The sequence below is a fragment of the Brevundimonas sp. AJA228-03 genome, from assembly GCF_017795885.1.
GTDB lineage: Bacteria > Pseudomonadota > Alphaproteobacteria > Caulobacterales > Caulobacteraceae > Brevundimonas.
In genome coordinates this window covers 1,051,088-1,073,144 of sequence record NZ_CP059297.1, presented here as the reverse complement: position 1 = coordinate 1,073,144, position 22,057 = coordinate 1,051,088, and the positions used below count along the sequence as shown (strand labels likewise).

Here is a 22,057-nt window from a genome sequence, read left to right as displayed (position 1 = left end):
GCCCTAGCGCTGGAGTGATTGTAGCAGGATGGCCTTGATCCGTGCCCGGATGGATCCTGTCATGGAGCCCAGAATACCACGCGCGTCAGGCGGCAGGTGTGCCACCGGATCGTCGCCCGTCTGGAAGATGTAGTGATCGAAGAAGGCACGCCATTGCTGGCGCTCGCCCGGCGGCAGGTCACGGATCGTCAGCAACGCATGCAGCATCGTCAGCATCGGCGTGGTCAGATACTCCGGACCGTCCCGCCACCACAGATTGATCATGGCCCCGAAATCCTCGAGCGACTCGACGTGGTGCCACCAAAGGCTGGGCAGGTAGAGGGCGTCACCCGGCTCCAGTTCGGCGACTTCGGCGACGGCCAGGGCAGACCTGTATTTCGGATGGCGCTCGAAATCCGGTTCGACGATGTCGACCAGACTGATCGGCTGGCCGGCCAGGGTCAGGTCGATCGGCCCGACATAGAGGTTGCCGATCTGGTCGGGGGGAAACAGGGTAAAGCGGCGTCGCCCGGCGACCACGCAGGCCAGATTCTGGGCCAGGTCCCAGTGCGCCGCCGTCCGGGATCTGTTGCCGATCCACAGCGAGGTGAGCCGCTCCTTGCCCGTTTCGAGCAGCGGCATCGGATGCGCCTCGGCCATGCCGGGCAGAACCTTGGGCAAGGGGACGCCGCCGGCATAGATGTGTCCCTGCTCGCCTCCGGGATCGCGGTTCAGCACCTGATCGAGCAGGGACTTCAGAGGAATGCTTCGCTGCTCGTGATTGAAGCCCTTCAGGTCATCCGAATAACCGAACCGCCCGCCCGTTTCCGGTTCTCCGAAAAAGGCCCGAACCGGCGTGCCGCTGTCGTAGCTCAGGAGGTAATCGGCGAAGGTTCGGGGCGAGGTACGCGCCCGGGATACGGCGGGCCAGTCGTCCACCAGTCCCTTGAGGACCGCCGGGCGGCCCAGCGGGACGATCTCGGATTCGAACCGGGCGCGGTCCATGCCGACATGGACGGGCACGGTTCGCGGAGATGCGTTCATGCCGACACCATGGCAGGGTTGGAAGGGCGTAGATTCGGTCTGCCGAAAGGGATTCCGGCCCTGCCATCGCGCCGCGAAACTGCTAGAATTCGCGGATGAGGAGCGGGACCAGGACCATGGCTGAACCGATCAAATCCGTGCTCGTCGTCGGGGGCGGCACCGCCGGCTGGATGGCCGCCGCCGCCCTGAATCGATCGCTGGGTCCACACTGCAAGGTCTCCCTCGTCGAGAGCGATGACATCGGTATCGTCGGCGTCGGCGAGGCGACAGTGCCGCCGATCCGCGACTTCAACGCCCTGATCGGCCTGGACGAAGCAGAGTTCATGCGCGAGACGCGTGCGACGCTGAAGATCGGTATAGAATTCGTCGATTGGGGCTCGCAAGGCAATCGCTACCTGCATCCCTTCGGCACCTTCGGCCCGGGCCCGACCCTGTCCGAGTTCCAGCAATCGTTTCTGGCGCTGCGCGCGACGGGACGGATTGCCGATGATCTCGACGCCTATTCCCTGTGCGCCCAGGTCTGCAAGGCGGGCAAGGCGGGGGCCCGAGATCCGGACCCACGATCCCCGCTGAACGCCCTGTTCACCGCCTATCATTTCGATGCCGGTCTCTATGCCCGGTACCTGCGCAAGGTCTGCGAGAGCCGGGGCGTCGAGCGTATCGAGGGCGAGATCGTCGATGTGCTGCAACGTCCCGACGAGGGATTCGTGGATCGGGTCCGGCTCAGGGACGGGCGCGAATTGCCGGCCGATCTGTTCATCGACTGCACCGGGTTCCGCGCCCTTCTGATCGAGGGTGCGATGAACGCCGGGTTCGAGGACTGGAGCCACTGGCTGCCCATGAACCGGGCCTGGGCCGTACCCTGCGAGCGGGTCGGCCCGACCACGCCCTTCACCCGATCCACGGCCCGCGAGGCCGGCTGGCAGTGGCGCATCGCCCTTCAGCACCGCACAGGTAACGGTCACGTCTACTGCTCTGACTTCATGGGCGACGATGAGGCGCGGCAAATCCTGCTCGACAACCTCGACGGCCCGGCCCTGGCCGACCCGCGTCCCTTGCGGTTCACGACCGGGCGGCGAAAGGCGTTCTGGTCGAAAAACGTCGTCGCACTTGGCCTGTCCAGCGGCTTCATCGAGCCGCTGGAATCGACCAGCATCCATATGGTGCAGTCCGGCATCTACCGGCTGCTTCAGCATTTCCCCGACAGTCGATTCAGTTCGGTGAACATCGAAAGCTACAATCGCAGGCTGGGGGCCGAGGTCGCGCTGATCCGTGATTTCGTGATCCTGCACTATCACGCGACCCAGAGGGACGACACCGCCTTCTGGCGACACATGTCCAGCATGCCGGTCCCGGACACGCTGAGCCAGCGTGTCGAAGCCTTCCGTGATCGCGGGCTGCTCTACCAATCGGGCGCGGACGAGTATTTCAGCCAGGGGTCGTGGCTGGCGGTCATGTATGGGCAAGGCATCCATCCGACTGGCCACAACCCGCTGTACGACCTTCAGAACCTGGACCAGATCCAGGCAGGCTTCGGTCAGATCGCAGCGCGCTGGAAACAGACGGTGTCCGCCATGGCCGATCACGATGATTTCCTGAAGGCCAGTGGCATGTGGGCCGAGACCGCCTGAGAGCCCACACAGGGCGCCATTTCAATGTCCGCCGGTGACCGGCGTCGCAAACCCCCAGGCAAGGAACTGCGTCGTCACATAACCAAGGGCCAGACCCGTGCCCTTGGTGGAACGGGGGGCGTCGGTCATGCGCGGTTCGATCCTCTAGCGCATGATCGTTTGAGGTGGACCCACATCGTGGGTCCAGCCGAAAGCGTGAATCATGCGCTCACTCATATCCGGAGCCTGTGTCACGGCATCGGCGGAATCGCGAAGCAATTCCACCTCAGCCGATCAGGCTCTAGGTGTGAGCTCTCAATAGGTTGTCCATCCGGTCCAGGCCGGGGAAGCTGGAGTTGCAGACTTCAGAGACTTCCTCGGAGGACCGAATGAACGTGCATGAGAATGCCCGGCTGACGGCGCATAGTCGAGCCGATCTGGTGCGGCGGGTGGTGGATCAGGGCCAGCCGCGCAAGGTCGTGGCGGCGGCCTTCGGCGTCGATCCCAAGACCGTCGGCAAGTGGGTAAACCGGTTCAGAACCGAGGGCACGGCGGGTCTGAGGGATCGTTCGTCGCGTCCGCACCGGCTGCGGGCCCCGACTCCGACAGGGGTCCAGGAGCAGATTATCGCCCTGCGCCGGCAGCGCTTCACGGGCCAGCAGATCGCCCGCGACGCCAAGGTGTCGCCGGCCACGGTCAGCCGGATCCTGCGCCGCGTCCGCCTCAGCCGCATCCGCGACCTGGAACCGCCTGAGCCGGTTCGCCGCTACGAGCGCGACCTTCCCGGCGACATGATCCACATCGACATCAAGAAACTGGGCCGCTTCGACCAGCCCGGCCACCGCGTCACCGGCGATCGAACCAGACAGTCCAACGGGCGCGGCGTCGGCTGGGAGTTCGTCCACGTCTGCATCGACGACGCCTCACGCATCGCCTTCAGCCAGATACGGCCCGACGAGAAGGCCTCGAGCGCCGTCCCCTTCCTGAAGGCGGCTATCGAGTACTACGCCGGACTCGGCGTCACCGTGACCCGGGTCATGACCGACAACGGCTCATGCTACAAAGCCTTCGCCTTCCGCGACGCCTGCAAGGCGCTGGGCCTCAGGCACATCCGCACAAAACCCTACACGCCAAAGACCAACGGCAAGGCCGAGCGCTTCATCCAGACCGCCCTGCGCGAATGGGCTTACGCACAGAAATACCAGAGCTCGGATCGACGCGCCGCCGAGCTTCCGTTCTGGCTACACCGATACAACTGGCATCGACCACACGGCGGCATCAAACGACAAACACCCATCAGCAGACTCGCCCTCACTGGGGACAACCTGTTGAGGCTCCACATCTAGGGCGGCTCGAGCCCGCCGTTGTGCCACAAGCAGACGAGGCGCGACGCACAGGGCAAGACCCGTCGACCCCGAAACGAAAGATGGCCGCGCGGTTGCCCGCGCGGCCAGTTTCAAGCCTCAGGAGGAGGCAGCCGTCCCGGAAGGGGAATTCGGGACGGCCGATGATCGCATCAGTAGCGATAGTTCAGGCCGATCAGGAACGTCCGGCCATAGACCTGGTAGTCGATGACCTGGCGTTCATCGCCGTTCTGGAATGTCGAGAACGGTTCGTCGGTCAGGTTGTTGACCTGGGCCAGGATCGAAGCCCCTTTCAGAGGTCCGGACTGGAACTCATACCCGATCTGGGCATCGACGACGTTTTCCTCACTCACGCTGCGCAGGGTCCGGCCGTTACCGAAGCCGGCGACCTCACCCAGGAAATCGGAGCGGTAGCGATCCGAAATCCGCGCCTGGAAGCCGTTGGCCTCATAATAGACGGTCAGGTTGGCGACGGTTTCCGACAGGCCCGGCAGCGGGGTCGCATTGTTGCCATCCGGCTTGATCTCGCTGGAGGTCTGCGATGCACTGAACTGGAAGCCGAAACCTTCCAGCGCCGGAACGAAGACATCCAGCGGCACAGACAATGCGAACTCGACGCCCGAGATATAGCCGCCGTCACCATTGTCAGGAGCGCCGACGACACCCTGATTGATGACCGGGATGATCCCACCCGTCGGATAGCCTGTGAAGTCGAAGATCTGGTTACGGTTGTAGACGAAGGTTTCGAGGTTCTTGTAGTAGCCAGCCAGCGAGACGTAGCCAGTCCGGTTGGCAAAGTAACGCTCGTACGAGATGTCGGCCACATCGGCGATCGTCGGCCGCAGGTCAGGATTGCCGCCGCCGCCGCCCCAGGGCGAGTTCACGTCCGGACGCGCGCCTGGAATGTTCTTGGAGACGTCGAAGCTGTAGTTTCTCGAGGCCCGCATGTCATCCATCCGGGTCCGCGCCAGGGTGCGCGCGGCGGCGAAACGCAGGAACTGATCCTGTCCAACTTCAAGGATGAAGTTCGAAGACGGCAGGAACTCCTGGTACTCGGCACCGCCGCTGACCGCTGTAGAACGGGTGCTTGCACCGGTCCCCGACGCCGCGAACCCGTTCGAGCTCTGGTCTGTGGAGACGTACTGCAGGCCGATATTGCCGGTCAGGGGCAACGACCAGAGCGTGTGATCAATGTTGAGCTGCACATAGGCCGCATTGACCTTTTCGGTCACTGCCCAGTTGCCCGACAGGACATCGGCGTTCGGGTTGCGCACCTTGTTATAGAACCCGGAGTTCACGAGCCTCAGAGCATCGTAGCTGATCACCGGACCCAGACCGAGGTAGGTCAGCTGGGTCGACGGCAGCAGAAAGGCAGCCGGCACGGCGGGGCTGGCCCCTCCCGGAACGCCCAGGAAGTACTGGTCGTTGACGAACGACTTCTCGCGCTCCGAGATGTTGACACCGAACTTGATCGAGCTGAACGGCCCGCTTTCGCCCAGCTGGTGGGTGGCCTGCAGACGCAGCGCCTTGATCTCGTCCTCGATCGAGGGATTGTTCAGATAGCCGTCCTGGCCGCCGGGAATGACATCGCCGCCCCAGCCTTGCGGGCTGGTCAGACGGATCAGGTTCGGATCGGCGTAGTTCAGAGTGCGGGTGAAGGTGGCGACATTGTTGCCGTCCAGCGAGAATCCGATCGAATCCAGCGCACCGGTAACGTTCCGCCCCGTGCCCGAATAGGTCTCCAGGACCATGTCCTCGCGTTCGACCTTGGAGTAGCTCAGGTCCGCCATCAGCGACCAGTCTTCGCTGGCCTCGAACACCGTGTTCCATCCCAGTGAGGTGATGTTGCTGTCCCGCGTGTTGACGTCGTTGCGGATGACGCCCTTCACATTGTCGAAGGTGCCGGCCGTGACAAAGCCGTCCCGGACGGTCGAGCCCGCACGCAGAGCCGGCCCGGGGCGGCAAGTCGGGGTCTGCACTTGAGGCGTACCGCAGGCTCCGGACGAGCCACCCCACCACAGCGGAAACTCGATGCCCCGCAGGATCTGGGTGTTCTGGAACTCCGAATAGAAGGCGTCGATCGTCGAATGGAACCGGTCGTTCGGCTGGAACTCGACCGTGCCCATGAACCCGTCACGCTCGAGGTTCGACGACATCACATAGGGCTTGACCCCGCCGATGATGAAGGCTCCGCTGCCGGTCGTGGGATAGCCCCAGCTGTTGTAGCGCTCTGACTGATAGGGGCTTTCGATGTGAGCGTAGCCGAGCGCGACGCCGATCGTGCCGTCGGCGAACTGGTCGATGTAGGACAGGCTGTAGCGATTGCCGGTGTCCTCGCTGCCCGCGTTCAGAGCCCCGATGTCGTTCTGCTCATAACGCACATTGGCGGCGATCGCGCGACGGCCGAAGGCCAGCGGGCGGATGGTCTGCAAATCGACGGTCCCGGCCAGACCCTGGCCGATCAGCTGGGCGTCGGGCGTCTTGTAGACGGTCACGCTGCTCAGCAGTTCCGAAGGATACTGGTCGAACTCAACCCCGCGGTTGTCGCCGGTGGTGACCTGCTCGCGCCCGTTCAGCAAGGCGGTGGTGAAATCAGGGCCCAGGCCGCGAATCGAGATCGCCTGGGAACGTCCGTCCAGGCGCTGCGCCGTCAGACCGGGCAAGCGGGCCAGCGATTCGGCGATGGACACGTCGGGCAGCTTGCCGATGTCCTCGGCCGTGATGACCTCGACGATCGAGGTGTTTCGCGCCTTGGCTGCGATCGAGCTCGCGATGGAGGCGCGAATACCGGTGACGACGATCTCATCGACCTGGGTCTCGTCCTGCGGTGTCGACGTCTGTGCGTGGGCGACCTCGCCCATGGCCAGCAGCGCCAAAACGCCTGCGGCTCCCCCCGCCATCAGTCGCGCGCGTGTATTCGAACGGATTCTCATTGACATTCTCCCTGGCGGCCATCTCGCGTTTCTGGCGAAGCGATCCCGAACCGTTCGCAAAAATATGCAAACTTTTGTCGAGATGGCAAGCCGGTAATTCTCGTGGCCATAATTGGGCACGACCCTGCATCCCTGCATCTACAAGAAAAGCGCGATATTGCGGCGCACCATCGACTGTCCGCACGAAGCCAGGGGACCGTATCGGCATTGACAGCGCCTCACGCGGACTGCAAAATCTTGCAAAGAAAGTGCCTGGGCTATGCATCCGGGACACAGTGGGACGAAAATCCATGACCCGAAAAGCGCGTCGTCTATGGGGTCCGGGACCCGTGAGCCTGGCAGCGCTCATGATCATGCTGGGCGCGCACCCGACTTTCGCCCAGGCCACGGCCGATTTTCGCGAGCGACGGCCCCAGGACGAGGTCATCTATTTTCTGTTGCCGGACCGGTTCGATAACGGCGACCCGACTAACGACACCGGTGCCATTCCTGGCGGGCGACTTGAACATGGCTTCGACCCGACCGACGAAGGCTTCTACCACGGAGGGGATCTGGCCGGCATCGAGCGTCGCCTCGACTATATCCAGGGACTGGGGGCCACGGCCATCTGGATGGCCCCGATCTTCAAGAACAAGCCCGTGCAGGGCGCGCCGGGTCGGGAATTCGCCGGAGCCCACGGCTACTGGATCACGGATTTCACCCGCGTCGATCCTCATTTCGGGGACGAGGCGGCCATGCACAGACTGGTCGATGCCGCCCATGCGCGCGGCATGAAGGTCTATATGGACATCGTCGCCAACCATACGGCCGACGTCATCCGCTACCGCGAGTGCCCGGCCAATGACTGTACCTATCGCAGTCGCGCCGACTACCCGTTCACGCGGCGGGGCGGGATCGACGGGCCAGCGATCAATGACGGGTTCGACGGCAGCGACTTCGACCGGTTGACGCGATCGGACTATGCCTACACGCCCTATGTTCCGGCCGGCGAAGAGACGGTGAAGGTGCCAGCCTGGCTGAACGACCCCGCCTACTACCACAACCGTGGCGATTCGACGTTTCGCGGCGAGAGCTCGATCGACGGCGACTTCGCCGGCCTGGACGATCTGATGACCGAACATCCGCGCGTGGTGGCGGGCATGATCGAGATCTTCGGCGACTGGATCGATCGTTACGGTATCGACGGCTTCCGGATCGATACGGCCAGACACGTGAACCCGGCGTTCTGGCAAGCCTTCGTCCCGGCCATGCTGGAACGGGCGCGGGCCAGGGGCATTCCCAACTTCCACATCTTCGGCGAGGTCTATGACGTCGACCCTGCGGTGACGGCGCGCTTCACCCGGATCGACGGCTATCCGGCCGTGCTCGACTTTCCCTTCCAGTACGCAGTGACGGACATGGTGGCGCGCGACGTCCCACCGACCGCATTGGCCAGGGTGTTCGACGCCGATGCGCTCTACGAAGGGGGCGCCGCCGGTGCCCTGGGGCTGCCGACCTTCCTGGGGAACCACGACATGGGACGGATCGGGGGTTTCATCCTGACCGCGAAGCCCGACATATCCGACGCCGAGCTGCTGCAGCGTGAGACGCTGGCCCATGCGCTCATGATGTTCAGCCGGGGCGTTCCCACGCTCTACTACGGCGACGAACAGGGCTTTACAGGCGCGGGCGGCTATGGCGCAGCGCGCCAGGATATGGCCGACACCCAGGTCGCATCCTACAGGGACGACCGGATTGTCGGAGGTGCCCGGCCGCCCTTCGCGACCGGCGCGCCCCTGTACCAGGCGATCTCCGCGATGGCGCGTCTGCGTCAGGCGGATGTTCGCCTTCGTCGCGGCCTGCAGACGGTGCGCTTCGCCGCAGAAACACCGGGCATCCTCGCCCTGTCGCGGCGTATCGACGACCTGCCGGGCGAGACCCTGGTCGTCTACAACACCTCGGCTGCTCCGATCACCGCCAACATCGAAGTCGATGCGGCCTCAGCCACATGGTCGACCGTCCGCGGCGCATGCCCTGCGGCGGCCTCGGCACCCGGCAGCCTGCGCGTCACCGTTCCCGCATTCGACTATCTGATCTGTTCTTCTGAAGGTGTGCGTTGACTGCCGAAGTTCTGACCCACGCCCCGGCGGCCGCCAGACCGGCGCCGGCTGCCGACACCCGGGAATGGTGGCGGGGTGCGGTCCTCTATCAGATCTATCCGCGCAGCTTCGCCGACAGCAATGGGGACGGGATCGGCGATCTGCCCGGCATCACCGCCCATCTGGATCACGTGGCATCGCTTGGGGTGGACGGCATCTGGCTGTCGCCCTTCTTCACCTCGCCGATGAAGGATTTCGGCTACGACGTATCGGACTACGTCGGCATCGACCCGATCTTCGGCACCATGGCGGACTTCGACAGGCTGGTCACCCGGGCCCACGCCCTCGGCCTGAAGATCATCATCGACCAGGTCTATTCCCACACCTCCGACCAGCACGCCTGGTTCCAGGAAAGCCGTCAGGACCGGACCAACCCCAGGGCCGACTGGTATGTCTGGGCCGATGCGAAGCCGGAAGGGTCTCCGCCGTCGAACTGGCAGTCGGTGTTCGGCGGCCCGGCCTGGACCTGGGACGCCCGCCGACACCAGTACTACATGCACAACTTCCTCAAGGAACAGCCGCAGCTGAACGTGAGGAACCCGGAGGTCCAGGAGGCCCTGCTAGCCGTCGCCCGCTTCTGGCTGGACCGCGGGGTGGATGGGTTCCGGTGCGACGCGCTCAACTTCGCCATGCATGACCCGGCGCTGACAGACAATCCGCCAGTTCTCGCTCCGGGCAAGAGAACGCGGCCGTTCGACTTTCAGCAGCACATCCACAATCAGTCACACATCGACATCCTGCCGTTCCTGACGCGTCTCAGGCGCGTGGCCGACAGCTACGACGGCGACCGGTTCCTTGTGGCCGAGGTCGGAGGAGAAAGAGCCGACGAGGAAATGAAGCTCTACACCCAGGGCGCCGAACGGCTGCAGTCGGCCTATGGGTTCCTGTATCTGTATGCGCCCGAACTGACACCCATGCTGGTCGAGCAGGGCCCGGCGATGTGGCCGGGGACACCGGGCGAGGGCTGGCCGTCGTGGACGTTTTCCAACCACGACGCGCCCCGCGCCGTGTCCCGCTGGGCCCAGGGTCGCGATCCGAAGGCCTATGCGGAGATGGCCCTGCTGCTGCTGATGTGTCTGCGGGGCAACGTCTTCGTCTATCAGGGCGAGGAGCTGGGTCTGCCGCAGGCGGATGTACCCTTCGAGCGGCTGGTCGATCCCGAGGCCATCGCCAACTGGCCCGAGACCCTGGGTCGCGATGGCGCGCGCACACCGATGCCATGGAAGACCGGTAACGGATTTTCGGGCTTCTCGGAAAGCGAGCCATGGCTGCCGATCGATCCTCGCCACAAGGCATTGACAGTCGAGGCCCAGGAGCGGGACCCGGGATCCACGCTGCACCTGGCTCGCCGACTGATCGCCTTGCGTCGGGCACATCCGGCTCTCCGGACGGGCACGATGACGGTGATCACGGCCACTGACAGCCTGCTGGTGTTCGAGCGGACGTATGCAGCCGAATCCCTGCTTTGCGTCTTCAACCTGGGTCACGAGGACATCGCCTGGACCCAACCTCGTGGATGGACGACGATCGAGTCGGTAAACGATACCGCGCACAGCTGCGACCGCCTGCCGCCCATGATCGGCCGGATTCTCGTCCGGACGGCCGGGTGATGTCAGCCGCCGCAGGTCTCGCGGACGATCAGGTCGGTGGGAATCCGCTCGGATCGGCCGCCGCCCTGCCCGGCGTGGTCCAGCAGCTTGGAGATCATCAGACGACCGGCCTTCATCGTGTCCTGCGCGATCGTCGACAGGGCCGGTCGGCTGTACCGGCTGAACGGTACATTATCGAAACCGATGACCGAGACGTCTCCAGGCACCGACTTGCCGGCGTGCAGCAGGGCGCGCACCGCCCCGAGCGCGATAAGGTCGGACGCGGCGACGATTCCATCGAAATCCAGTCCCCGGCGCAGCATGGAATCGACCGCAGCCTCGGCGCTCTCGACCTCGAAATGGGCCGGAACGATCAGGTCGGGATCGACGCTGAGCCCGGCGGTCTCGAGCGCCTCCTGGTAGCCCCGTTGACGTTGCTGCGCCTCGGGCGGATCCAGGTCACCGAGGTAGACGATCCGCTTTCGCCCCAGTCGGGCCAGATGCGACGTCGCCCTGCGTCCGCCGTTGATGTTGTCCGATCCGATCGAACAATAGTTCTGGTCGGGCAGCTCGGCCCCCCAGACAACGAACCGTCCCTCCGTCTCGGCGATCCGGTTGAAGGCCGCGTGCAGCGTCGACTGACCCAGAAAGATCACCCCGTCCGCCCGGCTGGTGGTCATGGCGATGCTGAGGTCGTGCAGATTGGCGGGCGAGACGTGGCTCATGACCAGGTCGCAGCCGCGTTCGCGCGCCGCCTCTCCCACCCCGGCCAGGAGTTCGAGAAAGAACGGATCGCTGAGACGGCCTTCGCGGCCCTGCGGCCGCGGCGTCACAAGGGCGATCGTGCCCGACGCGCCGATCGGAGCCGCAGGCATATGGCGTCGGAACGGATAGTCGTGCTCGCGGGCGAGCTTCCAGATTTTCTGCTTTGTGCGCGTATTGACGGCCGGGCTGTCGTTCAGGGCACGGGACGCCGTGGCGATGGACACGCCGGCCAGAATGGCGATGTCCTCCAGGCGGGTCGATCGTTTCGTCAAATCAACCCCGCCGTCTCTGCAAAATTTGCTGCAAACCACGTCATCGCCGCATCTGCACCCTGCAGGCGACGGTTGGCAAGAGCTTCGCTTTAGAAGCCGCACCGGAGTGAAGCCCATGCGTTTTCCTTTTGTCGTGCTGGCCATCATGGCCCTGTGCACACCGGCCTTGGCCCAGACGCCGCCGCCCGCGCCGGCCACGGTTTCGTCGCCGGACGGGACCCTGTCGGTCAGCGTCACGACCGACGGTGACGGACGGCCCAGCTATGCGGTCACACGTTCGGGACAGCCGGTCATCGCACCGTCGCGCCTGGGCTTCATCCTCACCGACGCACCAAAGCTGGAGCGCAATCTGGTCGTGACGGCCGAGGTCCCCACAGACCATGACGACACCTGGGAGCAGCCCTGGGGCGAGCGGCGATTCATCCGCAACCACTATCGCGAACTGCGCGTCCACCTGCGCGAGCGGACCGCCCTGGCACGCAGTTTCGATGTCGTCTTTCGGGTCTATGACGACGGCCTCGGCTTTCGCTACGAGTTCCCGGAGCAGGCCGCCCTGCCCGTCCTGAACATCGGCTCGGAACTGACGGAGTTCAACATCGCCGAAGACGGGGAAGCCTGGTGGATCCCGTCGCGCGAGTGGAATCGCGAGGAGTATCTCTACCACCGCACCCCGATCGAGGAGGCGTCCGGCACCCAGACCCCGCTGACGATGAAGCTGAATTCCGGTCTGCATATCTCGATCCACGAGGCGGCACTGGTGGACTATGCGGGCATGAATCTGCGCCGGGCCGAAGGTCGCCGTTTCGTCGCCGACCTGACGCCGGGCTTCACCAATGCGGCAGTGGAGCGGACCGCCCCCTTCCCGACGCCCTGGCGCACCATCCAGATTTCGGAAACGGCTGGCGGCCTGGTCGAATCCAGCCTGATCCTGAACCTGAACGAGCCCAATGCGATCGGTGACGTCAGCTGGTTCAAGCCGATGAAATACGTCGGCATCTGGTGGGAGATGCACCTGGACAGGGCGACCTGGGCGTCCGGCCCGCGCCACGGCGCGACGACCGAAAACACGCGGCGCTACATCGATTTCGCAGCGGCCAACGGCTTTGGCGGCGTTCTGGTCGAGGGCTGGAACATCGGCTGGGACGGCGACTGGTTCGGCAATGGATCGGACTATTCCTTCACCCAACCGTATCCCGACTTCGACCTGGAAGGCTTGGCCGCCTATGGTCGCGAACGCGGCGTCCAGCTGATCGGCCACCACGAGACCGGCGGCAATGCGTTCCATTACGAGCAGCAGATGGCGGACGCCTTCGCTCTGGATCAGCGCCTGGGCATCACAACGGTCAAGACAGGCTATGTCGCGGACGCCGGCGGCGTGCAGGTTCGGGGACCCGACGGCCAATCGACCTTTGCCTGGAACGAGAGCCAGGCCATGGCTCGCCACCACATCGCCGTGCTGGAAGCCGCCGCCGCCCACCACGTCGCGATCAATCCGCACGAGCCGATCAAGGATACCGGGCTGCGCCGCACCTATCCCAACTGGGTTTCGCGGGAAGGCGCGCGCGGGATGGAGTTCAACGCCTGGGGCCAGCCCGGCAATCCGCCCGAGCATGAGGTGAACCTGGTCTTCACCCGGCTTCTGGCCGGGCCGATGGACTTCACCCCAGGCATCTTCGGCATGGTGACCCGCAGCCCCGACGGAGTGGCCACGACCTGGGCCAAGCAACTGGCGCTCTATGTGACGATCTACAGCCCCATCCAAATGGCGGCCGACCTGCCCGAGAACTACGAAGCCAACCCCGGCCCTTTCCAGTTCATCAAGGACGTCGCCGTCGACTGGGATGAAACCCGCGTTCTGAACGGCGAGGTCGGCGACTACGTCACCATCGTGCGCAAGGAACGCGGCGGCCGCGAGTGGTTCCTGGGCTCCATCACCGACGAGAACCCGCGTGTCCTGAGCGCCGCCCTGACCTTCCTCGAGCCCGGCGTGCGTTATCGCGCCGAAATCTACCGCGACGGTCCACACGCATCCTGGCGCGACGGTGGCGGCATGAGTCGCACCGACATCGTGATCGAGCAGCAGGAGGTGACCGCGGGCGACATCCTGACCCTTCGCCTCGCCCCGGGCGGTGGTCAGGCCATTCGTTTCGTGCCTCTGGGCCGGGGAGCACGCCAATGATCGCCGTTCCAAAGATCCTGACCATCCGGCCGAGGCTGAACGCCCTGGCCATCATGAACATGTGCGTCGGCTTCTTCGGCATACAGATCGGGTTCGGACTTCAGAACGCCAACACCAGCCGCATCTTCCAGACCCTGGGGGCCGAGGTCGACAGCCTCGCCATCCTCTGGATCGCAGCCCCCCTGACCGGCCTGCTGGTTCAGCCGATCATCGGCTATTTCAGCGACAAGACCTGGAGCCCGCTGGGTCGGCGCAGACCCTATTTCCTGGTCGGGGCCGTGCTGACATCCCTGGCCCTGGTGGCCATGCCGAACAGTCCGAGCCTCTGGTTCGCGGCAGCGACGCTCTGGATCATGGATGCATCGATCAACGTCACCATGGAACCGTTCCGCGCCTTCGTCGGCGACCTGCTGCCGGACGAGCAACGCACGGCCGGCTATGCGATGCAGAGCTTCTTCATCGGGGCCGGCGCGGTGTTCGCATCCTGCCTCCCGTGGATCCTTTCGAACGTGCTGCACCTCAGCGCGACGGCGGCTGACGGCATGGTGCCCGATACCGTGCGCTGGGCCTACTATATCGGAGCGGCCGCCCTGCTGGGAGCGGTGCTGTGGACCGTCATCACCACGCGCGAATACAGCCCCGACCAGATGGCGGCTTTCGAGGCCAACCATGCCTTGCCCGGCAAGCCCGGTATCGACGATCAGGCCCCAGCTCGCTCGGTCCGCGCCTATATCAACGGTGGCCTGATCTGGGTCGTGATCGGCGCGGCCGGGTTCGGCGGAGTCGCCGTGGCGGGTGTGGAAAAGGAGCTCTACGTCCTGTTCGGAGGCATCGCCGCCTTCGGCCTGCTGCAGATCGTCGTCGGGGCCATGCACGCGAGCCGGACAGCGAACGGCGTCACCGAAATCGTCGACGACATCTTCCGCATGCCCTCGACGATGCGCAGCCTGGCGGTGGTCCAGTTCTTCACCTGGTTCGCCCTGTTCGCCATGTGGATCTACACCACGGCGGCCGTGACCACGGTCCATTATGGCACCACCGATACGACCTCGGTCGCCTACAACACCGGCGCGGACTGGGTCGGCGTCCTGTTCGGCGTCTACAATGGAGTGGCGGCGCTGGCGGCCTTCCTGATCCCGGTGCTGGCGCAGAAAACCGGGCGCAACGGAGCCCATGCGATCAATCTCGTGCTGGGCGGCCTCGGCCTCATCGGCATCGCCCTGATCCGGGACCCGGCCCTGTTGTGGCTTCCGATGATCGGTGTCGGCTTCGCCTGGGCGTCGGTCGTGTCCATGCCCTATGCCATCCTGTCGGCGGCGGTGCCGGGTCGGAAAATGGGTGTCTACATGGGCATCTTCAACATCTTCATCGTGGTGCCCCAACTCCTGGCGGCGACCATTCTGGGCCTGATCCTGAAGACCTTTTTCGACGGTCAGGCCATCTGGGCACTGGGGATCGGGGGCGTGTCGTTCTTCATGGCCGCTGCCTGCGCCCTGCTGGTCAAGGAGCCGAAATGAACTTCGACCGCCGCGCCATCCTGAGCCTGATCTGCGCTGCCCCGTTCGCGGGTTCGGTCCGAGCGGACGTGCCGACCGCCGGCCGACTGGTCGACTACACCGACATGGCATCGACCCATGCCGCGGCGCGCAACGTCACCGTCTGGTTGCCACCGGGCTATGACGAAGGGTCCGGGCGCTATCCCGTCCTCTACATGCACGACGGCCAGAACCTGTTCGATGCGTCGCGCACTGCCTTTGGCGAATGGGGCGTGGACGAGCATCTGGCGCGACTTTCCCAGACCGGTCAGGTCCGCCTGCCGATCGTGGTCGGGGTCTGGAACACACCGCTTCGCCTGCGCGAATACGTCCCCGCCGACCTGATCACCGCCCTGCCCGAAGAAGTCAGGACGAGCCTCTTGGGCATGTATGGCGGCGAGCCCTTGTCGGACGGCTACCTGCAGTTCCTGGTCGAAGATCTGAAGCCCATGATCGATGCGACCTATCGCACCCTGCCCGATCGTGACGACACCCTGATCGCGGGATCCAGCATGGGCGGCCTGATCTCGCTCTATGCGATGATGAAACATCCGGAGGTGTTCGGCTCCGCCGGCTGCCTCTCGACCCACTGGCCGCTGAGGCTGGAGCGGCTGGAGGGCGACGCCCTGGAACGCTGGCGCGAGGCGGTGGTCCTGGCCTGGTCCAGCGTCATCCAGCGCGGCCTGCCCGACCCCGCCACGCACCGGCTTTACATGGATCGGGGGGACGAGACGCTCGACGCCTTCTATCCCTCGTTCCAGTCGCGCATCGACGGCGTGATCCGCGCCGCCGGTTGGGGACCGGACCGGTTCCGCACCCTGGTCTTCCCCGGTGCCGAACATAACGAGAAGAGCTGGAACAGCCGTCTCGACGCCCCCCTGACCTTCCTCCTTTCGCCCGCCTGACCAGAGAGTATGTCCATGCGTAAACTGACCCATGCCCTGCTGCTCGGTGCCGCCGTCCTGCCGTTGATGGCCTGCGCATCGATGCCTCTGTCCACCGGCGCGTCCGCGATTCCGGTGGCCGAGACAGTGGCGCCCGGTGCGCCGGGGGCCGCCACGACCTGGTCGAGCGCGGCCAAGACCGGCGTCGGGGCCTCATACGAAGCCTATGTCGACGGGCAGTACCGCGACGGCGGTCCGACAGGCCCGGTGTCCAGGGTCTGGTTCTCGCTCGCCGACGGCGTCCTGACCGAGACGATGTACGGTCTGATCCACGAGGCACAGATCAAGGCGCTGCGCTTTGCCGTGGTTTCTGGCGACCGGCTCGGCATCGAGGGCACCGACACGGTCAGCCGCACGGAGTACCTGCACACGGACGCGCGCGGCCGCCCCCTTTCGCCCGCCTATCGCGTGGTGACGGAGAGCGCCGACCATGCGTTCGAGATCGAGAAGCGCGTCTTCACCGATCCCGACAGCAACGCCCTGATCCTGCGCGTCACGATCACGGCAGGCTCCGCCCCCGTCACCCCCTATCTGATCCTCGAGCCGCACATGGCCAACACCGGTGGCGGCGACCGGGCCCAGGCGACGGCCACGGGCCTGCACGCGAGCGAGGGGGACGTGCACCTGACGCTGCGCCCCGGCCAGCCGTTCGAGGCGGCCAGCGCCGGCTTCCTCGGTACCTCCGACGGCCTGACCGACCTGCGGGCGAACGGCCGGCTGACCCACACCTACGCCTCCACCGGCGATACGCCCGGTGCGGTCGTCCTGACGGGATCCCTGCCGACGATCGCAGCCGGCCAGAGCCTGACCCGCGACTTCGTCATCGGTTTCGGCCCGACGCAGGCCGCGTCCGAAGCCGCCGCCGACGCCAGCTTCACCACCGGGCTTGACGAAGTTCTCGCCCGATTCAACGGCGAGGGTGACCGCGTCGGTTGGAAGGACTGGATCGGGTCGCTGACCGAACTGCCCCGGATGGCCGAGGTCGCCACCGACGGCGGCAAGCTGGCCTATGCCTCGGCCCTGATGCTGAAGGTGCAGGAGGACCGGACCTATGCGGGTGCGCTGATCGCGTCGCTGTCCAATCCCTGGGGCGCCACGGTCGACGCGACACAGGCCTCGACCGGCTACAAGGCCGTCTGGCCACGCGACTTCTATCAGGTGGCGATGGCCCTGATGGCATTGGGCGACAAACAGACACCCCTGGCCGCCTTCCGCTACCTGCCCCAGGTCCAGGTCGACGCCGAAACGCCCGGCAATACCGGCGCGACCGGCTGGTTCCTGCAGAAGACCCATGTGGACGGGCAGATCGAATGGGTCGGGGTCCAGCTGGATCAGACCGCCATGCCGATCATGCTGGGTTGGCGTCTATGGAAGGCCGGCGAGGTCTCCGACGCCGAGATGGCCCGGATGTATACCGCCATGATCAAGCCCGCCGCCGATTTCCTGGTCGATGGCGGCAGGATCGGTCTGGAATGGAACGACCGGACCATCACGCCCCCCTGGTCTCAGCAGGAGCGATGGGAAGAGCAGGAAGGTTACTCGCCCTCGACCACCGCCGCCGTCATCACAGGCCTGACGGTCGCATCAGAGATCGCGCGGGCGTCCGGGGACGCCTCGTCCGCGGACCGCTACCAGGCCGCTGCTGATGACTACGCCGGCAAGGTCGAGGCCCGGATGTTCACGACCGAAGGCTCGCTCGGCGACGGCGACTATTTCCTGCGGCTGTCCCGCAACGAAGACCCCAACGATCGCGCCCCCCTCGGCGAGAACAATGGTCAACCGGCATTGCCCGAGGACCGCATCGTGGACGGCGGGTTTCTGGAACTGGTCCGCTATGGCGTGCGGGCCGCAAACTCGCCCTCGATCGTCAGCACCCTGCCCGAATACGACGATCAGATGCGCGAGGATCGTCTTCGCGTGCGTTATGATCTCAACGGATCCCCGGGCTGGCGGCGCTATGGCAACGACGGCTATGGCGAGAACACCGACACGGCCGGAAACTACGGCCTGGGCGGTATGACGCCCGGTCAGCGTGGCCGCGTCTGGCCGATCTTCACCGGCGAGCGCGGCACCTATGAACTGGCCCGCCTTCTGCAAGACGGTACGGCCGACCCGGCTGCGATCGATCGTATCCGCCAGACCTATGTGCGCGGCATGGAAAGCTTCGCCAACGATGGCCTGATGCTTCCCGAACAGGTCTGGGACGGCGTGGGACGGACGCCGTCCGGCTATGCGATCGGGGAAGGCACAGACTCCGCCACCCCGCTCGCCTGGACCCATGCGGAGTATCTGAAGCTGCTCCGGTCCCTCGCCGACCGCGCCGTCTGGGATCGCTATGGTCCGGTGGCCGAGAGATACGCCCGCCAGGGTCGGCCTTCGTCGTGATCGCCGTCCTTGCCGATACCCTGGCATTGGCCTAGAGCGACGTTGCGACAGGTTCCTCAGAAATGGGGATTAATAGGGAACTCGGGTGTGAACCCCGGGCTGCCCACGCAACTGTAAGCGGCGAGCCCGCGCACCATGGGCCACTGGATCTCGAAGGCAAAAGCCGGAGGATCTGGGAAGGCGGCGCGCACCGGCATTGACCCGCAAGCCAGGAGACCTGCCTGTCGTGGTCGTCCTTCGCGCGGACGTGGTGTGCCGGGCGGAACGGGATCAGACCCGAATGACGACGTCTGTTGGGCCGCGCGTGCGCGTGGTCGCGACCGGGCGTGTCTCCTCGCCTGAACGCGGCCGTTCGCAAGTCGGCTCGTCGTCAAACGAGGGATTGGACCCATGAGGAACGAACTGACCATCAGCGCCGTCACCGGTGCGCTCCTGCTTGCGACCAGCGCCGCGAACGCACAAACCGCAACTTCCGCCATGGATTCGAGCCTGCTCGACGACGTGGTGGTCACGGCCAACCGTTCTGCACAGTCGGCCGAGCGCGTCGGCCAGTCGGTCACCGTGCTGACGGCGGTGGACATCACGACGAGCCAGACCGTCGGCGTCGCCGACCTTCTGCTCCGCACGCCGGGCGTGAGCCTGTCGCGCAACGGCGGGATCGGCGCGGCGACCGCCCTTCGCATCCGCGGTGCCGAGACGGACCAGACGGTCGCGGTGATCGACGGCGTCAAGCTGAACGATCCGTCGGGCACAGGCGGCGGGTACAATTTCGGCAACCTGCTGGTCGGCGACATCGCGCGTATCGAGGTGCTGCGCGGCGCCCAGTCGACCCTGTGGGGCTCCCAGGCCATCGGCGGCGTGGTCAACATCGTCACCGCCGAACCGACCCGGCCCTTCCAGGCCGGTCTCGACGCAGAGGCCGGGTCGCGGGGCACGACCTATCTGCGCGGAAACATCGGCGGGATGACCGAGCGCGTGACGTGGAGGCTCGCCGGCGCCCACTATCAGAGCGACGGCTTCTCGGCCTTCGCGCGCGGTACCGAGCAGGACGGATACGAGAACGTCGGGCTCAGCGGTCGAGCCCGCATTCGCGTCACGGACGGTGTGTCCATCGACCTGCGCGCCGTCTATTCGGACGGAACGGCCGGGGCGGACGGATTCCCGTCACCGGCATTCGCCTTCGCAGACACGCGCGAAACCGCCAGCACGCGGGAACTCGTCACCTATACGGGGTTGAACGTCGACCTGCTCGACGGGCGGCTCAGCAACCGGCTCGCCTACGCCTATACGCGGACCGACCGGGAGAGCCGGAACCCGGACCAGGCCGTCACTGCCGTGACCTTCGACGCCGACGGCCTGAACAGGCGGTTCGAGTACCAGGGCGTGTTCGACGTTCAGAAAGGCTGGACCGCCACCTTCGGGGCCGAACATGAGGATTCGGCGTTCAATTCGGCCTCGCCATCATCCTCCCGGCCGAACCCCCCGCGGGCGAATGCCGACATCGGGACTTACGGCTTCTACGCCCAGCTACAGGCCGAGGTCATCGACGGCCTGACCCTGACGGGTGGCGTGCGTCGCGACGAGCACGACACCTTCGGCGGCAAGACCCTGGGACAGGCCGCGGCCGCGTGGTCGTTGAACGCGGGCTCGACGGTGCTGCGCGCCAGCTTCGGCCAAGGCTTCAAGGCCCCGAGCCTGTACCAGCTGTACAGCGACTTCGGGAACACGACCTTGCAGCCCGAGGCGGCCGACGGCTGGGACGCGGGTGTCGAACAGCACTTGCTGGACAACAGCCTGACCCTTGCCGCGACCTATTTCTCGCGTGAGACGACCAATCAGATCGACTTCATATCCTGCGCCTCCACGGTAACGCCGGCGTCGGCACCTCAGTGCTTCCGCAACGGCGTGCGGCGTTTCGGCTACTACAGCAACATCGCCCTGACAGCGGCGGACGGCGTCGAACTGGCGGCGGACTACGAGATCGGGTCGTTGACGATCACCGCCAACTACACCCGGACCGACACCGAGAACCGCACCCCGGGTGCCAACCTGGGGCGTCAGCTGGCGCGCCGCCCGAAGGACGCAGCCAATCTGACCGTCGGCTATGTCTGGCCGTTCGGTCTGTCGACCGCGATAGCCTTGCAGCACGCGGGCGACAGCTTCGACAATGCGTCGAACACCACCCGTCTGGAGGGCTACACCCTGGTCGATCTGCGCGCCTCCTATCCGCTCGGCGAGACGCTGGAGCTTTACGGCCGGATCGAGAACGTCGGCGATGAGGTTTATGAGACGACACGCCACTATGGCGTAGCGGGTCGCGGGGTCTTCCTCGGCCTGCGTGCGCGCTTCTAGCCAGGCGATGCACGCACCCATCCCTCACCGCAGAAGACTGGACGGGGCGCATACGGACGACCCGTCCGCGCGCCTGCGGTCCAGGATCGATCTCTGATGGGCCCGGACCGGAGAGCTCTGGTGGCGGGCGGCCTGGCCCTGGCCGGATGTGGCAGCGCGCCCCCACCGCGCCCGCCGGTGGCCGACGGTCGCCCGCAGCGCATCATCTCGCTGAACCCGTGCCTGGACGTCATCCTTGTCAGGGTCGCAGACCGGTCACAGATCGCAGCCCTGAGCCACTGGGCGCGCGACCCCTATGGATCGACGATCGCCGACATCGCGAAAACCCTGCCCCATACCTACGGAACGGCCGAAGAAGTCATCGCTCTCCGGCCCGATCTGGTGATGACCAGCCAGTATTCGTCGCTGGCCATACGAAATGCCCTCGGGCGCCTTGAGATTCCCACCCACCTGTTCGGCGTGCCCGAGACAATCGCCGGGAGCCTGGAGCAGGTCCGGACAGTAGCCGCCCTGGTCGGACATGCCGATCGCGGCGAGGCATTGGTGAAACAGATCGAGGCCGCCATCAGCGCCGCCGCTCCGGTGCCCGGATCGACGCCCCCTTCTGCCCTGATCTTCATGCCGGGCGGGTTTGCTTCGGGGCCAGGCACGCTGATGGACGAGATGATGCGGCGCGCGGGCTTGCAAAATGCCGTCACGCGCTATGGCCTTACGCGAACCGGCAATGTGCCGCTGGAAAGACTGATCGCCGATCCGCCCCGGATCCTGCTGTCAGGCGAATCCTGGCCGGGCGCGCCGAGCCGGGCCGAACGGATCATGGAGCATCCTGCGCTCGGGCGCGTCGCCAGCGATATGCGCCGGGCGGTCTTTCCCGAACGGTTGCTGTTCTGCGGCGGGCCGGTCCTGATCCAGACCGCGGCCGCGTTGAGGCGCGCCCGCGAGGTCGCAACGTCGAGGCTCGGATGAGG

13 protein-coding genes and 1 riboswitch are annotated in these 22,057 nt (G+C 65.6%); of the genes, 10 read left to right on the top strand and 3 right to left on the bottom strand.

What is annotated here, in order from left to right; translation table 11 throughout:
- Positions 1–3: 3 nt before the first annotated feature.
- Positions 4–1,023, bottom strand: coding sequence for a cupin-like domain-containing protein (locus HZ989_RS05275; protein WP_209322582.1), 1,020 nt, complete (start codon positions 1,021–1,023; stop codon positions 4–6).
- Between the two features lie 116 nt (positions 1,024–1,139).
- Between HZ989_RS05275 and HZ989_RS05270 the strand changes: the two genes are divergently transcribed.
- Together HZ989_RS05270 and HZ989_RS05265 are read left to right on the top strand one after the other, a co-directional pair.
- Positions 1,140–2,654: a tryptophan halogenase family protein gene (locus HZ989_RS05270; RefSeq protein ID WP_209322581.1), complete on the top strand. Its 1,515-nt coding sequence runs from the start codon at positions 1,140–1,142 to the stop codon at positions 2,652–2,654.
- 368 nt (positions 2,655–3,022) lie between these two features.
- Positions 3,023–3,979: an IS481 family transposase gene (locus tag HZ989_RS05265; RefSeq protein ID WP_209321105.1), complete on the top strand. Its 957-nt coding sequence runs from the start codon at positions 3,023–3,025 to the stop codon at positions 3,977–3,979.
- A 170-nt stretch (positions 3,980–4,149) separates the two neighbouring features.
- Here HZ989_RS05265 and HZ989_RS05260 read toward each other — a convergent pair whose 3' ends face one another.
- Positions 4,150–6,930: a TonB-dependent receptor gene (locus HZ989_RS05260; RefSeq protein ID WP_209322580.1), complete on the bottom strand. Its 2,781-nt coding sequence runs from the start codon at positions 6,928–6,930 to the stop codon at positions 4,150–4,152.
- 290 nt (positions 6,931–7,220) lie between these two features.
- Between HZ989_RS05260 and HZ989_RS05255 the strand changes: the two genes are divergently transcribed.
- Positions 7,221–9,029 (top strand): alpha-amylase family glycosyl hydrolase, encoded by a 1,809-nt coding sequence (locus HZ989_RS05255; protein WP_209322579.1) that lies wholly within the window; start codon positions 7,221–7,223, stop codon positions 9,027–9,029.
- Between the two features lie 11 nt (positions 9,030–9,040).
- Positions 9,041–10,678, top strand: coding sequence for an alpha-amylase family glycosyl hydrolase (locus HZ989_RS05250; protein ID WP_209323045.1), 1,638 nt, complete (start codon positions 9,041–9,043; stop codon positions 10,676–10,678).
- A 2-nt stretch (positions 10,679–10,680) separates the two neighbouring features.
- Here the strand turns inward: HZ989_RS05250 and HZ989_RS05245 are convergent, their stop codons facing one another.
- Positions 10,681–11,733, bottom strand: a complete 1,053-nt coding sequence (locus HZ989_RS05245) for a LacI family DNA-binding transcriptional regulator (RefSeq protein WP_245162464.1) — start codon at positions 11,731–11,733, stop codon at positions 10,681–10,683.
- A 76-nt stretch (positions 11,734–11,809) separates the two neighbouring features.
- On the opposite strand from HZ989_RS05245, the gene HZ989_RS05240 reads away from it, so the two are divergent.
- The 6 genes from HZ989_RS05240 (at position 11,810) to HZ989_RS05215 (ending at position 22,055) form a co-directional block, all read left to right on the top strand.
- Entirely contained in the window at positions 11,810–13,873 is a 2,064-nt protein-coding gene (locus tag HZ989_RS05240; RefSeq protein ID WP_209322577.1) for a glycoside hydrolase family 97 protein, read from the top strand.
- Entirely contained in the window at positions 13,870–15,390 is a 1,521-nt protein-coding gene (locus HZ989_RS05235; RefSeq protein ID WP_209322576.1) for an MFS transporter, read from the top strand. Before HZ989_RS05240 ends, HZ989_RS05235 begins: the two co-directional genes overlap by 4 nt.
- Positions 15,387–16,313 carry an alpha/beta hydrolase gene (locus tag HZ989_RS05230; protein ID WP_209322575.1) on the top strand — a complete coding sequence of 309 codons (927 nt, stop codon included), beginning with the start codon at positions 15,387–15,389 and terminating at the stop codon, positions 16,311–16,313. The genes HZ989_RS05235 and HZ989_RS05230 overlap by 4 nt, the downstream gene beginning before the upstream one ends.
- Positions 16,314–16,328: 15 nt before the next feature.
- The gene (locus HZ989_RS05225; protein ID WP_209322574.1) at positions 16,329–18,737 is read left to right on the top strand and encodes a glucan 1,4-alpha-glucosidase; all 2,409 of its coding nucleotides are present in this window, start codon (positions 16,329–16,331) and stop codon (positions 18,735–18,737) included.
- Positions 18,738–18,769: 32 nt separating this feature from the next.
- Positions 18,770–18,977, top strand: a riboswitch (cobalamin riboswitch).
- Between the two features lie 150 nt (positions 18,978–19,127).
- The gene (locus HZ989_RS05220; protein ID WP_209322573.1) at positions 19,128–21,089 is read left to right on the top strand and encodes a TonB-dependent siderophore receptor; all 1,962 of its coding nucleotides are present in this window, start codon (positions 19,128–19,130) and stop codon (positions 21,087–21,089) included.
- 96 nt (positions 21,090–21,185) lie between these two features.
- On the top strand, positions 21,186–22,055 hold the full coding sequence (locus tag HZ989_RS05215) for an ABC transporter substrate-binding protein (RefSeq protein ID WP_209322572.1): 870 nt from the start codon (positions 21,186–21,188) through the stop codon (positions 22,053–22,055).
- Positions 22,056–22,057 lie beyond the last annotated feature (2 nt).

Excerpts from the sequence above, each read along its gene's own strand:
- HZ989_RS05275 (WP_209322582.1), bottom strand. The coding sequence starts at position 1,023 with ATGAACGCATCTCCGCGAACCGTGCCCGTCCATGTCGGCATGGACCGC.
- HZ989_RS05270 (WP_209322581.1), top strand. The coding sequence starts at position 1,140 with ATGGCTGAACCGATCAAATCCGTGCTCGTCGTCGGGGGCGGCACCGCC.
- HZ989_RS05265 (WP_209321105.1), top strand. The coding sequence starts at position 3,023 with ATGAACGTGCATGAGAATGCCCGGCTGACGGCGCATAGTCGAGCCGAT.
- HZ989_RS05260 (WP_209322580.1), bottom strand. The coding sequence starts at position 6,930 with ATGAGAATCCGTTCGAATACACGCGCGCGACTGATGGCGGGGGGAGCC.
- HZ989_RS05255 (WP_209322579.1), top strand. The coding sequence starts at position 7,221 with ATGACCCGAAAAGCGCGTCGTCTATGGGGTCCGGGACCCGTGAGCCTG.
- HZ989_RS05240 (WP_209322577.1), top strand. The coding sequence starts at position 11,810 with ATGCGTTTTCCTTTTGTCGTGCTGGCCATCATGGCCCTGTGCACACCG.
- HZ989_RS05235 (WP_209322576.1), top strand. The coding sequence starts at position 13,870 with ATGATCGCCGTTCCAAAGATCCTGACCATCCGGCCGAGGCTGAACGCC.
- HZ989_RS05230 (WP_209322575.1), top strand. The coding sequence starts at position 15,387 with ATGAACTTCGACCGCCGCGCCATCCTGAGCCTGATCTGCGCTGCCCCG.
- HZ989_RS05225 (WP_209322574.1), top strand. The coding sequence starts at position 16,329 with ATGCGTAAACTGACCCATGCCCTGCTGCTCGGTGCCGCCGTCCTGCCG.
- HZ989_RS05220 (WP_209322573.1), top strand. The coding sequence starts at position 19,128 with ATGAGGAACGAACTGACCATCAGCGCCGTCACCGGTGCGCTCCTGCTT.
- HZ989_RS05215 (WP_209322572.1), top strand. The coding sequence starts at position 21,186 with ATGGGCCCGGACCGGAGAGCTCTGGTGGCGGGCGGCCTGGCCCTGGCC.